Source organism: Gluconobacter sp. OJA (assembly GCF_039638325.1).
GTDB classification, from domain to species: domain Bacteria; phylum Pseudomonadota; class Alphaproteobacteria; order Acetobacterales; family Acetobacteraceae; genus Gluconobacter; species Gluconobacter cerinus.
Genome location: NZ_JBDIWI010000001.1, coordinates 1444500 through 1457731, shown reverse-complemented (window position 1 = coordinate 1457731; position 13232 = coordinate 1444500). Strand labels below are relative to the sequence as shown.

11 protein-coding genes and 1 tRNA gene are annotated in these 13232 nt (G+C 56.2%); 7 read left to right on the top strand and 5 right to left on the bottom strand.

All coding sequences use genetic code 11. From position 1 onward, the window contains the following. Nucleotides 1-62: 62 nt before the first annotated feature. Together ABDK75_RS06915 and ABDK75_RS06910 are read right to left on the bottom strand one after the other, a co-directional pair. Entirely contained in the window at nucleotides 63-863 is an 801-nt protein-coding gene (locus ABDK75_RS06915) for an RlmE family RNA methyltransferase (protein WP_046901679.1), read from the bottom strand. Then, complete coding sequence (locus ABDK75_RS06910; RefSeq protein ID WP_346005317.1) at nucleotides 860-1984, bottom strand: Ppx/GppA phosphatase family protein; 1125 nt, start codon at nucleotides 1982-1984, stop codon at nucleotides 860-862. Before ABDK75_RS06910 ends, ABDK75_RS06915 begins: the two co-directional genes overlap by 4 nt. 158 nt (nucleotides 1985-2142) lie before the next feature. On the opposite strand from ABDK75_RS06910, the gene ABDK75_RS06905 reads away from it, so the two are divergent. The 3 genes from ABDK75_RS06905 to ABDK75_RS06895 all read left to right on the top strand — a co-directional run bounded on the left by ABDK75_RS06905 (nucleotide 2143) and on the right by ABDK75_RS06895 (nucleotide 5251). Further along, nucleotides 2143-2216: transfer RNA gene (locus tag ABDK75_RS06905), tRNA-Gln, on the top strand. Nucleotides 2217-2366: 150 nt separating this feature from the next. Further along, nucleotides 2367-3860 carry an IMP dehydrogenase gene (gene guaB / locus ABDK75_RS06900; RefSeq protein ID WP_086633207.1) on the top strand — a complete coding sequence of 498 codons (1494 nt, stop codon included), beginning with the start codon at nucleotides 2367-2369 and terminating at the stop codon, nucleotides 3858-3860. A gap of 56 nt (nucleotides 3861-3916) precedes the next feature. Further along, nucleotides 3917-5251 (top strand): RsmB/NOP family class I SAM-dependent RNA methyltransferase, encoded by a 1335-nt coding sequence (locus tag ABDK75_RS06895; protein WP_086633206.1) that lies wholly within the window; start codon nucleotides 3917-3919, stop codon nucleotides 5249-5251. On the opposite strand, the gene ABDK75_RS06890 is transcribed toward ABDK75_RS06895, so the two are convergent. Continuing rightward, nucleotides 5193-5723: a GNAT family N-acetyltransferase gene (locus ABDK75_RS06890; protein ID WP_346005316.1), complete on the bottom strand. Its 531-nt coding sequence runs from the start codon at nucleotides 5721-5723 to the stop codon at nucleotides 5193-5195. The two genes, ABDK75_RS06895 and ABDK75_RS06890, sit on opposite strands and share 59 nt — an antisense overlap. 97 nt (nucleotides 5724-5820) lie before the next feature. On the opposite strand from ABDK75_RS06890, the gene ABDK75_RS06885 reads away from it, so the two are divergent. Further along, the gene (locus ABDK75_RS06885) at nucleotides 5821-7644 is read left to right on the top strand and encodes a sodium:proton antiporter (RefSeq protein ID WP_346005315.1); all 1824 of its coding nucleotides are present in this window, start codon (nucleotides 5821-5823) and stop codon (nucleotides 7642-7644) included. On the opposite strand, the gene ABDK75_RS06880 is transcribed toward ABDK75_RS06885, so the two are convergent. Further along, a complete protein-coding gene (locus ABDK75_RS06880) occupies nucleotides 7641-8150 on the bottom strand; it encodes a L,D-transpeptidase (RefSeq protein ID WP_064272958.1) in 510 nt (169 codons plus the stop codon). The genes ABDK75_RS06885 and ABDK75_RS06880 overlap by 4 nt on opposite strands. A gap of 157 nt (nucleotides 8151-8307) precedes the next feature. On the opposite strand from ABDK75_RS06880, the gene ABDK75_RS06875 reads away from it, so the two are divergent. Next, the gene (locus ABDK75_RS06875; RefSeq protein WP_086633203.1) at nucleotides 8308-9042 is read left to right on the top strand and encodes a response regulator transcription factor; all 735 of its coding nucleotides are present in this window, start codon (nucleotides 8308-8310) and stop codon (nucleotides 9040-9042) included. A 17-nt stretch (nucleotides 9043-9059) separates the two neighbouring features. Here ABDK75_RS06875 and ABDK75_RS06870 read toward each other — a convergent pair whose 3' ends face one another. Then, nucleotides 9060-9857 carry an exodeoxyribonuclease III gene (locus ABDK75_RS06870; protein WP_346005834.1) on the bottom strand — a complete coding sequence of 266 codons (798 nt, stop codon included), beginning with the start codon at nucleotides 9855-9857 and terminating at the stop codon, nucleotides 9060-9062. Nucleotides 9858-9937: 80 nt separating this feature from the next. Here ABDK75_RS06870 and ABDK75_RS06865 point away from each other — a divergent pair, with 80 nt between their 5' ends. Further along, nucleotides 9938-10945 (top strand): dipeptidase, encoded by a 1008-nt coding sequence (locus ABDK75_RS06865; protein WP_346005314.1) that lies wholly within the window; start codon nucleotides 9938-9940, stop codon nucleotides 10943-10945. Between the two features lie 314 nt (nucleotides 10946-11259). Beyond that, the gene (gene uvrC, locus ABDK75_RS06860; RefSeq protein ID WP_408874410.1) at nucleotides 11260-13179 is read left to right on the top strand and encodes an excinuclease ABC subunit UvrC; all 1920 of its coding nucleotides are present in this window, start codon (nucleotides 11260-11262) and stop codon (nucleotides 13177-13179) included. Nucleotides 13180-13232: the final 53 nt, after the last annotated feature.

Below are 13232 nucleotides of genomic sequence, written 5' to 3'. Positions count from 1 at the left end.
GTGATCCGGTCAAGCACCGGAACTGACGAGCGCCTTTAAAAAAGCGCTCGTCAGTTCAACGATCAGCCTTCGTCGCTTAGTCGCTCGGGGCGGAAACCCGTGGCAATGACGTAGAGTTCGCTTGATTCCTTACGGGAAGCAGGCGGCTTGACATGCTTGACCGAAGAGAAGGCTTTCTTCATGGACTCAAGCATCTGTTTTTCAGAACCACCCTGAAAGACCTTGGCCACGAAGCTTCCGCCTTCAGCCAGCACCTGAACTGCAAAATCCAGCGCACCCTCTGCCAGTCCCATAATCCGCATATGGTCTGTTGCGGCATGGCCCGTTGTGTTGGGAGCCATATCAGACATGACGAGATCTGCTGGACCGCCGAGAATTTCTTTCAGGCGATCAGGCATTTCCGGATCAGTGAAATCCCCTTCAATGATCTCGGCACCGCTGACAGGGTCGACAGGCAGGAGGTCCACGCCTGCAATGTTGCCAGCACCACGTTTGACAGCAACCTGAGACCAGCCGCCTGGGGCCGCTCCCAGATCGATGACGCGCGCCCCCGGCTTGATGATGTGAAACCGATCATCGATTTCGATAAGCTTAAAGGCTGCACGTGAACGCCAGCCCTGTTTACGGGCTGCCGCGACATAGGGATCGTTGAGCTGCCGGTTCAACCAGCGCTGCTGTGCCGTGGTGCGCCCACGGGCTGTTCTGAGGGTGACGACCTTATTACGGGCCGTCTGTGAAGTAGAGGCGTCCTGAGTAGCGTCAGCTGCACCTGGTGCGGCAGCACTCTTGAGAGCTTTTCCAGGGATGCGCTTGGGTCCCGTATCCTTTTTGGAAGAACCGGAGCGGGATCTGGGCGGCTTCATATCGTGGCGTAATTCCCGAGAGGGCCCCTCGAACGGGGCGTTACATGTCGATGGGTCCTGCGGCGTTCTCTAGTGAAACGCTGACCATGATCGCGGGCCATACGCAGCAGCATGCCATCACGCAACCCCCGATCGGCAATCGTGACCTCTTCTATAGGCCATGTCCGATGAATTGCCTCGAAAATTGCACATCCGGGAAGAACATACTTTACGCGATCCTGTCCGACACAGGGATGCATCGCCAAATGATCGCGCGAAAGGCTACGAAGCGTATCGATGGCACTTCGCATGATTTGCCCCGGCAAAGTCAGGCCATCAATCGCCGCGCGATTATAACGGGGCAGGGCCAGAGCGACACCGGCTAGGGTCGTGACAGTACCAGACGTACCCAGCAGGCACGCATTCCCCTGTGCGACTTCACGGCGGATGCGGTGAACATTCTCAAAACCTACAAGGTGGCTCTGTACGTGAGAAACCATATCTTCATAGGACGAGCCATGGCCTTCACCGAACATCTCCTGAAGCGTGATGACACCCACAGGCATACTGGTTGTGCCAATCAGTGTCTGAGACTTACGCTCCTGATCAACACGCACCCATGCAACTTCAGTGGAGCCGCCGCCAATATCAAACAGAACACCACGTTCAGACTGAGAAGGTGGCCGTGACGGCATCCGGAAGAGGGGAGAACAGCTCTCCAGCGCGAGCTCTGCTTCCTCACGCGCCGTAATAATATCAATAGTCAGGCCGATTTCGGTCTGCACCCGCTCAAGAAACTCGCGACCATTCACGGCGCGACGGCACGCTTCGGTGGCTACAGCGCGAACGTGGGAGAGGGGCCATTGCCGCATGCGCTCGACGCAAATGCGCAGGGCATCGAGCGCGCGTGTCATAGATTCTTCAGCCAGTCGGCCGCTGACACGCAAACCTTCCCCTAACCGAACAGACCTGTTGAAACTGTCCACGACCCGAAACCCATTCGGCGTGCCTGCAGCAATCATCAGTCGACAATTATTCGTCCCAAGATCGATGGCCCCAAAGAACGGACCGGCCTGACGGGCACCAGACGCGCGAATTTGCGCCTGACCTGAAAGCCTCTGCTCCGTTCCTTGCCTCATCATCTTGTTTAGGCTCCCGATTTTGCCCATGCTGGGACCTTGAATATGCAGCATGAGACGGGAAAACGTCTTACCGCAAGAAAAATATCAGTTTTTTCAAAAAAAGTGGAAAGACCCCCTTGCGTCACTCAGCCGTGATGGGTAAACACCCACTCACCGCTTGGGAGATAGTTTAGCGGTAGAACTACCGGCTCTGACCCGGTCAGCCCTGGTTCGAATCCAGGTCTCCCAGCCAACAAATTCCTTAAAATCTACCGCAAAAAAGAGACTTCCCCTCCAGGGGGGAATTAGTCTATGAGGACCCGCCAACGGCCGGCTGGGCCTCTTGGCCCCCGGTTCAGACTTCAAGCGTCCCACGACGCATGACCAACGGGGGCCAGCGGGCATGACATCCTCTTCCTGCACAACTGATTTTAACGCACGCATACGTGAAGCACTGGCGTTCGACGATGTTCTCGTCGAACCGGCTGAATCGTCCGTGCTTCCGGCCCAGACATCCACCCGCACACGCCTGACGCGGACCATTGAGCTAAACATCCCTTTGATGTCCTCCGCCATGGACACGGTGACGGAAGACGGAATGGCAATTGCCATGGCCCAGCAAGGCGGCATGGGCGTCATTCACAAGAACCTCTCTATTGAAGAGCAGGCCGAACAGGTTCGCCGCGTAAAGCGCTTCGAATCTGGCATGGTCGTTAATCCGGTCACGGTTGGGCCGGACCAGACACTGGCTGAAGTCAACGCCATCATGGCGCGCCACGGTGTCTCTGGCCTTCCGGTTGTGGAAGAGGGAACCGGTATCCTGGTTGGCATCCTGACCAACCGTGACGTCCGTTTCACCACGGACCTGAACACCCGCGTCCGTGATCTGATGACGAAGGACAATCTTGTCACGGTTCTCAATGGCGCTGCCCCTGAAGAAGCTCGCGCTCTGCTGCATCGTCACCGCATCGAGAAGCTGCTGGTTGTCGATGAGGGCGGTCGCTGCATTGGCCTCATCACCGTCAAGGACATGGACAAGGCGACGACGCATCCGCTCGCCATCAAGGACGCGCAGGGACGGCTGCGCTGCGCCGCGGCTGTCGGCGTCGGAGAAGATGGCCTGAACCGTGCTGCTGCCCTCGTGGAAGCCGGCGTGGACGTCATTGTGGTTGATACCGCTCATGGCCACTCCCACGGCGTTCTAAGCACCGTCCGGACACTGAAGGAGCGTCACCCAGGTCTTCAGGTCATCGCAGGTAACGTCGCGACCCCACAGGCAGCGCGCGCACTTATTGAAGCAGGCGCAGATTGCATCAAGGTTGGTATTGGCCCTGGCTCCATCTGCACAACCCGCGTTGTTGCAGGCGTCGGTGTTCCGCAGTTCTCCGCCGTCATGGAGACGGCAGCAGCCTGTCATGAGCTTGATGTTCCGGCCATCGCGGATGGCGGTATCCGGACATCCGGTGACATTGTAAAGGCCATTGGTGCCGGTGCTGACGTCGTGATGGTTGGCTCGCTGCTGGCCGGTACGGATGAGAGCCCGGGTGAGACGTTCCTGTATCAGGGGCGCTCCTATAAGTCGTATCGTGGCATGGGGTCTCTTGGCGCGATGGCCCGAGGTTCAGCCGATCGTTATTTCCAGGCAGAAGTCCGTGACACGCTGAAGCTCGTGCCGGAAGGGATCGAAGGGCAGGTTCCTTACAAGGGCAGCATGGCTCCGGTCGTGCATCAGCTCGTTGGCGGCCTGAAAGCAGGCATGGGCTACACCGGATCGGCCACAGTTGCTGATCTTCAGGTCCGCACCATGTTCCGTCGCATTACGAATGCGGGCCTTCGTGAAAGCCATGTCCATGACGTGACAATCACGCGTGAAGCCCCGAACTATCGCCGGGACTGACATTTCCTGTGCATTGGCCTCTCGCTTTGAGAGGCCAAACCGGCTACGGGGGCAATATGACCCCCGCAGCTCGCCTTTCCGGCGCCATTGATCTGCTTTGTGCGATCCAGAATGCGCCCCGCCGTCCCGCAGACGCTACCGCCAACGCTTTTTTCCGTGAACGCCGTTATATAGGCGGCGGAGACCGGCGCGCCATTTCCACGCTTGCCTGGGATGTGCTGCGTGGCTGGCGGCGGCTGCACTGGCACCTGGAAGGCAGCCAGGGCGAAATTTCTCCACGCCTGCTATGTGCTGCCTCCATGCTGCTGACCGGCACGACGATGGATCAGGTTCGCATGTTGTTCAGTGGCGAGCGCTATGCTCAAAAGCCTCTGACGCCGCGTGAAGATGTGAACCTTAAGCATCTGGAAGGAAAAGAACTTTCCACCCAGAAGCAACCTGTAGCAGTCCGCCTCGAATATCCGGACTGGATTGAGCCAGCCCTGCGCGAAACTTTCGGATCCCGAATGGCTGACGAAATGGAAGCCATGCTCGGAACCCCGACTTTGGATCTTCGCGTGAACCTCCTGAAGGGCACTCGCGAGGACGGTCTGCGTGCGCTGAAGAGCGAGGGATTGAACGCCGTCCCAACAAAGCTCTCGCCATGGGGATTGCGTCTCGATGGCCGTCAGCCAGTTACGGCAGCACAGGCTTTCAAAGACGGGCTGGTAGAAATTCAGGACGAAGGTTCCCAGCTCGTTGTCGCAGCCGCTGGCGCCAAACCGGAACACCGCGTTCTGGATTACTGCGCCGGCGCTGGCGGCAAGACTCTTGCCCTTGCTATGACCATGGAAAACAAGGGCCATATCGTTGCCTGTGACGTTCATGAAAAGCGCCTTGAAGGGGCTGTTAAACGTCTGCGTCGGGCAGGGGTGCATAATGTTGAGCGACACCTGCTCACTACAGGCGACAAATGGGCCAAGCGTCGGGCTGCAAGCTTCGATCGCGTTCTGGTAGATGCACCCTGTTCGGGCACCGGCACATGGCGCCGCAACCCGGATGCACGACTGCGACTGACACCTGAAGACATTCAGGAACTTGTTATCAAACAGTCAGAAATCCTTGATCGTGCAGCATCTTTGGTTAAACCCGGCGGCCGAATGATTTATGCGACGTGCTCTCTTTTGGCCGCTGAAAACGGGCAGCAGATTGATGCATTCCTGAAGCGTCGGACAGATTTTGTTCGTGTGGCTACGGAAGACCTCCCCGATCTTCTGCCAGCCGAACTCCGCGAAAAGGCTCAGTTTTCCCTGACGCCCCTTCGTGACGGAACGGATGGCTTCTTTGCCTGCGTCATGCAGCGGGTTGAACAGAAGGTTGAGACGTCACAGGAAGAAGCTCCTTCCACATAACAAGCGCATCCACATACCCTTGCTCAGGGTGGTTGAACGCACCGGGCAGCGTTCCAATCACCCTGAAACCAAGATGCTTCCAAAGCGCAATGGCTCGCAGATTGGTGCTGACGACAAAGTTGAACTGCATCGCCCTGTATCCGAGTGCCTGAGCCTCTTTCAGGGCGTAGGCTCCCATTTGCGTCCCCGCACCATATCCCGGCGCTGCAACAAAACCAGCATTGGCAACATGCTGACCGCCGCCCTTCTGATTGTCCTGCACGTAGAATGTGCCCACAATCTGGCCTGTCTTTGTCTCGGCAACATACACACGATGCTCGACGGCCATCCAGTACGCCAGGGCCTGACGACGGCCCCACGTTCGCGGCAGAGCGTACGTTTCCCCAGCCTTGAGAACCGGCGCCAGCAAACGCCAGATACCCTCTCGGTCCAGGGACTGTGCCGGACGAATGGTCAGGATCGTTTCAACCATCGGATAACACTCTCAAAATCACGCAGTTAGGCCAAACACATTATCCGGGTTATGATACGGTTTCCAAAATCAGCACGGGACCGACGCGCTCTTACACATGCAGTATGATATTTTCATCGGCATCGCCTCGACCTTCGGGGCCGGAATGCTGGCCCAGTGGGTTGCCTGGCGGTTTCGCCTTCCCGCAATCGTGCTCCTGTTCACCATTGGGCTTCTGTTCGGCCCGGGGCTGGGCATTGTGCACCCCTCAGAGACGATGGGCTGGGTCTTCAGACCACTGGTCTCCCTCCTGGTTGCCATTGTCGTGTTTGAAGGCGGCATGGCTCTGGATATCCGGCAGCTCCGTGAGGCCGGGGAAGGTGTCGCACGCCTGACGATGCTGGCCTTGCCCATCAACTGGGTTCTGGGATCGCTGGCAGCCCATTACGTTGCCCACCTTGAATGGGGCACGTCGATGCTGTTTGGCGCCATCATTGTCGTCACAGGCCCAACCGTGGTGCTCCCGCTTCTACGAAGCGCTAAGCTCCAGCCTCGTGTCGCAGCGTTCCTGCGATGGGAAGCCATCGTCAATGATCCGCTGGGAGCGATTCTCGCTGCCGTTGTGCTGCAACTCATGCTTCTGCACGTTGACCTGCATACCGGCGTCTTTTTCACGCACACACTTCCTGATCTGCTCGCTGCTGCAACTGAGTCGATTTCGGCGGGCATTCTTCCAGCCTATCTGATCCGTTATCTCTTCACTCGCGACATGATGCCGGAAATTCTCAAAACTCCGGTGCTTATCTCAATGGCACTGCTGATTTTCACGGCCTGCAATCTGGAAATGGAGGGCGCTGGCCTGGTCGCGGTCACTATTTTTGGCATGGCACTGACCAACCTTCACATTCCAGGCGTCGCAGAACTGAGGCGCATCAAGGAATCGATGGTGGTCCTCGTCGTGTCGGTACTGTTCATCCTGCTGACGGCAGATCTTCATCGCGACGTTCTCAAGCATCTTTCCATTCCCATTCTGATGCTGACGCTTGTGGTACTGTTCGTCGTACGTCCGGTTGGAATTTTCTTTTCCACCCTAGGCACCAGCATGCCCTGGAAAGAGCGCCTCTTCGTCGGGTGGATTGCTCCACGTGGCATCGTCGCCGCCGCCGTTGCCGGCGCCGCTGGTATTCGCCTGAAAGAAACGGGCTACCAGTCAGCTGACCTCATTATGCCGGCGGTCTTTGCCGTCATCGCTGTCACCATGATCCTTCATGGCTTTTCGCTTCGCCCAATTGCGCGTGCCCTCAAGCTCACGCTCTCGAACGATCCGGCGATTGCCATTCTGGGGGCGAGCAAATGGTCTATCGACCTTGCAGCCTGCCTTCACAGGGAAAACATACCCGTTCTTCTCGTGGACAACCGATCCAGTGCGCTTATGGCAGCCGCACAACTCGACATTCCAGTTCTAAGAACTGAGCTATTGTCCCAGCACGGGCAGGAAGCACTGGAAGAACGACCGGCAGACTACCTGATCGCAACGACCGGAGACGGCATCTATAACGGGATGATCTGCGGACATCTCGCGCCAGCCATGGGGCGGGAACGGGTATTCCAGATCAGCCCGGGTGTCGCCCGACTGGATTTTTATCATGGGCTTTCCCGTGACTCCCGAGGAAAGGTTCTGGGAGAACCCGCTTGGAATTACACCCTGTTCGACACCCTGTTCGAGCAGGGCTGGCGCTTCGTTTCCCGTGCAGCCAATGAGGCCAATGCGGCAGGGTTTGGAGCGGACGACAATCGCCTCGATATCCTTGTCAGCAGACGCTCTGCCATTCTCATTCGTTCGGCAGAAGATCCGACTGTCATCACCCCAATGCCAGGGGACCTGATGATCTCGATGGTACCGCCGACTGACACTTCGCACACAGAGGAAGAGGCCGTTTAAGGCGCTTCCACGACAATTGCTGTCAGACCCTGTTCCAGCACATAACGCAGGTCCTTTTCCTGCAATGCAATACAGCCTTCCGTCACACCGCTGGCGGGAGGCAAATGCAGGAAAATTGCAGACCCACGTCCCGACTCGATGGTGACATCATTCCACCCCATCACAATGCAGAGATCATAGACATGGTCATCCCGGCACATTTTCTCACATGATGCAGGGTGAGGAAGTGTCACCGGACGGTTATAATCCGGGTGCGATCCGTCATCGCACCAACCATCCGAAGCAGCTATTGGCTCGATAGGTAAACCCGCGCCGGAAACAGGCTTTTCCACACGATCTGCGCGATACAGGATACGGCGGAGGGGTAATTCACCTACAGGGGTCGCGTGATCGCCTTCACGCTTGTCAAGGCGAATACCTCCAGCCCCGATCAAAGCCGGAATGATTACATTACGAAAGTGAAGAAAAGCGCGGCCCTCAGTGATTCTCAAAATAGCTTTAGTCATGTTGCTGTTCCCTTTCGGATAAGTATTTGTCATATCTCAGATGGCAAGTGTGCTGCTGGTCCTGCGGTGCAGGATAGGCAGAATTGGATGCGTGGCCTATTAACGCGAACACATGCGGATGTGACGTTTTCCGCCTAGATAAAACGAGACAGGTATTATGGCAGGTCCCCGGCCCATCCTCGTGGTAGATGATGACGATACGCTACGAAGCCTGCTGACAGAGCAACTCCAGCACGGTGGCGAACTTGAGGCTGTGGAAGCAGTCTCCGTGGCAACAGCAAGAGAGCTCCTCAAGAAGCCTGGTGCCCGTTACGACGCCATGCTGCTGGACATCACCCTTCCAGACGGAGACGGCCGCGACTTCTGTGCGGAGCTTCGTCGCGAAGGCGTTCGGATGCCGATCATTATTCTGACCGGTTCAGACGATGAAAGCGATGTTGTCCGCGGGCTTGATGCAGGCGCAAACGACTATGTCGCAAAGCCATTCCGTATCGGGGAACTGCTGGCGCGGCTTCGGGCACAGCTCCGGATCTTTGAAAACAGCGAAGATGCCGTTTTTGAAATCGGCCCTTACGCGTTTCGTCCATCGGCCAAACTTCTGGTTGAGACGGCCCGTAATCGCCGCATTCGCCTGACGGAAAAAGAAGCCGCGATTCTCAAGTATCTTTACCGGGCCGGTCAGCGCCCCGTCGCCCGTCAGGTGCTTCTGAACGAAGTCTGGGGTTACAACGCTGCAGTCACGACCCATACGCTTGAGACGCATATCTATCGTCTTCGTCAGAAAATCGAGCCAGATCCTACTAAGACGTCCCTGCTGATCACTGAGGGTGGTGGGTATCGTCTTGACCCGGAAGGCCGCACTGTTGCTACGGCCGAATCACTGACAGCCTGATACTCAGGCTCTGCCGGTCAGGCTGGATCGAAATCCAGCACGACCGGCACGTGATCTGAAGGGCTGTCCCAATCGCGAACATCCCGCAGAACACGAATATTCCGAAGGCCTGGCATCAGATCTGGCGTGAGCCAGACATGATCTAGGCGCCTTCCACGGTCAGACTTCTTCCAATCTTTGTTCCTGTAGGACCACCATGTGTACAATTTGGTGGGCTCAGGCGTAATCCGCCTCATGGCGTCCTCAAACCCTGCCGCCATCCACGTATTAAGTCGCTCTGTCTCCGGCGGCGTATGGCTGACGATTTTCAGAAGCTGACGATGGCTCCAGACATCATGCTCCAACGGAGCGATGTTGAGATCTCCAACCACAATGCTACGAACTGGTGGGCTATCCGTGAACCATTTCGCGGCTTCTTCTACAAACGCGAGTTTGTGAGCAAATTTTTCGTTTTCTGCCGGATCCGGGATATCTCCACCCGCAGGGACATAGAAATCATGCAGCATCACTGGCCCTCCAGGTGTCTGGATTGATGCCGCGATGTGCCGACAATCGCTCCGACTGCACCAGTCAGGCGTATTCGTAACTGAGTCGAGGGGCAGGCGGGACAGGATCGCAACCCCGTTATATCCCTTCATTCCTCGATAAAGCTGATGCGGAAAGCCAAGCTCCACAAGAGCTTCGGCCGGGAAGAGCGGATCGGGAACTTTCGTCTCCTGAAGGCAGACGATGTCCGGATTTTCCTCCTCAACGAGCTTCTTCAGCAGCGGCAGACGAAGCCGGAGGGAGTTGATGTTCCATGTAATCAGACGCATCACCATTGGATCGTCTGAATTGAGCGCTTTGACAAGCACCTCTTGCGTCAGACCCGCTCACACCCGATCTAGGACGGATCATGACTGAACTGCACGACACGCTTCTGACTTTCGATACCCATATCGACATTCCATGGCCCGATCAGGCGGATGCCTGGTCTCTGAACACGGACCGAAAAGTCGATGTAAGAAAATGCGATCAGGGTAAACTTCGCTCTGTCTGCCTTGCGGCTTATATTCCGCAGGGACCACGCGATGAAGCGGGCCACGAAGAAGCCTGGCACCGTGTTCAGGCAATGCTCAAGGTCATCAACACCCTCGGCGGACATCAGGACGGACTGAGCGCAAATGTCTGCCGAACAGCAGAGGATGTCCGTTCAGCATTCCAGTCGGGAGCGCTCGCTATTGTACCGGCCATTGAAAATGGCCATGCGCTTGGTGGTGTACCGTCCCGGATCGGTCAACTGGCCGCAGAGTATGGCGTCAGATACCTGACCTTGACCCACAACGGGCATAATGCTCTCGCAGATGCCGCCATTCCGAGAAAAGACCTGAATGACAGTCCTGAACTTCATGGGGGACTGTCTGAACTGGGCCGCGAGACCATTCGCGAGATGAATCGCCACGGTGTGCTGGTGGATGTGTCACACACGGCAAAATCCACCATGATGCAGGCGTCAGAATTTTCCACCACGCCGGTATTCGCCAGCCACTCCTGCGTCAGAAGTCTCTGCGATCATCCTCGCAACCTCGACGACGAGCAGCTCGATCGTCTGAAAGAAACCGATGGGCTGATCCAGATTACCGCCATGGGATCTTTTTTGCGTAAAGGCGGTGGGGGCACCGTAGAAGATCTGGCGCGCCATGTTGCCTATGTCGCCGAGCGGGTGGGCGTTCGCCATGTTGGTGTGTCATCAGATTTCGACGGCGGCGGTGGTATACCCGGCTGGCAGGATGCAACTGAAACGCCGTCTGTGACACAGGCGCTCCTCAAGGCTGGGTTTAGCCCTGAAGAGCTGACTGCTATCTGGGGTGGTAATATGCTGCGTCTGATGGAAAAGGCTGAGCAAGCATCAATTTCAGCCTGAAAAGACAGTTCTATTCAGCAAAAAAGTGCGCCCTAACGGGAACAGAACGGGACCATTCAGACTTAATGTGGAGTGCACTCATCCACGATGTTTCGGAAAGCTGTCATGTCCCGTTCAACACGAACCTCAAACTAGAAATTTTTCCGCCCCCTGACGGAACGGAAAATATTTTCCATTATTATCAATATCTTACGTTTACTGATTAAAAATTAGGCAATCTGATGGCAAGGCCGGGAAACCTTGGCCTTCATGATTCTGTCATGGAGCAACCCACAGACTTGTCCACAGGATCAGTGGATGACTGAAGAACTGGCATGAGTGACCCTACGCCCACAGAGACAGAAACCTCAATGACACCTGAAGAAGCTCCTGTTCCCGTTGTAAAAAAGCAGGGCGTCGAGGCTATTCGGGACGCTTTGAAAACCATTCCCTACAGCCCTGGCGTGTATCGCATGCTCGGCGAGAAAGGGGAGGTTCTGTATGTGGGCAAGGCGTTAAGCCTCAAGAAACGTGTTTCTTCCTATACGCGCACAAACCAGCTGCCAGAGCGTCTGCGCCGTATGGTGTCTCTGACGGTCTCGATGGAGATTGTCATCACCCGGACGGAAGCTGACGCGCTTCTGCTGGAAGCAAACTACATCAAGCGTATGAAGCCACGCTTCAACATCCTGTTGCGGGATGACAAAAGCTATCCGTGGCTGATGCTCACTGAAAATCACGAATTTCCTCAGATCACCAAACAGCGTGGAAAACCCGTGAAAGGCGCCACCTACTGGGGACCTTTTGCTTCCGCATGGGCGGTAAATCAGACTCTGAACCTTGTGCAGAGAACTTTTCTACTGCGATCCTGCTCTGACGCTGTTCTTAAGAGCCGGACAAGGCCCTGCCTGCTGTTTCAGATCAAACGCTGCGCTGCGCCATGTGTGGATCGCATTTCCAAAGAAAATTATAGCGAACTGGTCGTTCAGGCTCGGCAATTCCTTTCGGGTAAAAATACCGAGCTGCAGCAGGAACTTGCTGTTGAAATGGAACGCGCCTCCGAAGCCATGGAATATGAGCGGGCTGCAGCCATTCGGGACCGCATCCGTGGATTTTCCAGCATTCAGAATTCAGGCATCATTAATCCTGCTTCCATTCACGATGCAGACATCGTGGCAATCTGGCAGACCGCAGGGCAAACCTGCATTCAGGTCTTTTTCATCCGTGGAAGCCGCAATAACGGCAACCGTGCTTTCTATCCCGTGCATGCGGAGGAAGAGACCCCGGCTGACGTGCTCTCCGCCTTCCTCATTCAGTTCTATGACAACAAGCCTCCACCACCTGTCATCCTGGTAAATCAGGAGATCTCGGAACAGAAGCTCGTCGAAGAGGCCCTCAGCATCAAGAGGGAGCAGAAAGTCGAGGTTGTCTGTCCTCAACGCGGCGAAAAGAAAAGTGTCGTAGATCACGCCACTCTGAACGCGCGTGAAGCACTGGAGCGAAAGCTCGCGGAGAATACCGGACAGCGCAAACTTCTAGAGGGCGTCGCGAAGGTTTTCAGCCTCGCTGAAACACCCCAGCGGATCGAAACCTACGATAATTCACACATCATGGGTCAGGCACCTTATGGCGTCATGGTTGTGGGTGGGCCAGAAGGTTTTGAAAAGCGCTCCTATAGAAAATACGCCATCAAGGGCCCGGTCACTCCCGGTGATGACTTCGGCATGATGCGGGAAGTCATGGAACGCCGCTTCGGAAAAAACAGGGAAGATGGAGAACGATCTGAAGACTGGCCAGATCTGCTGCTAATTGACGGCGGCCTGGGTCAGTTCAATGCAGTGCGCAACGTATTGGCAGACCTTGGCGTTACGGGAATTCCCATTGTGGCAATCGCCAAGGGCCCGGATCGTGATGCTGGACGCGAATGGTTTTTCACTGAAACACAGCCACCGTTCCAGCTCCCACCTCGTGATCCGGTTCTCTATTATCTTCAACGCCTGAGAGACGAAGCCCACCGTTTCGCGATTACGACACACAGGGCAGGGCGCTCCAAAGGACTTCGGAAATCTGAACTGGATGATGTTCCGGGAATCGGAGGTGCCCGCAAGAAGGCGCTTCTGAATCACTTCGGGTCAGCCAAGACCGTGCGACAGGCCAGTCTCGAAGAGCTTGAAACTGCGCCCGGAATCAGCTCTGGAACGGCCAGAGCCATCTACGGGCACTTTCATCCCGAATGGCTTCGGACACAGAGCTGACAATTCCGTGAGGTCACGCCCTGAACGCTGCCTTGGCATAAAAAATACACACA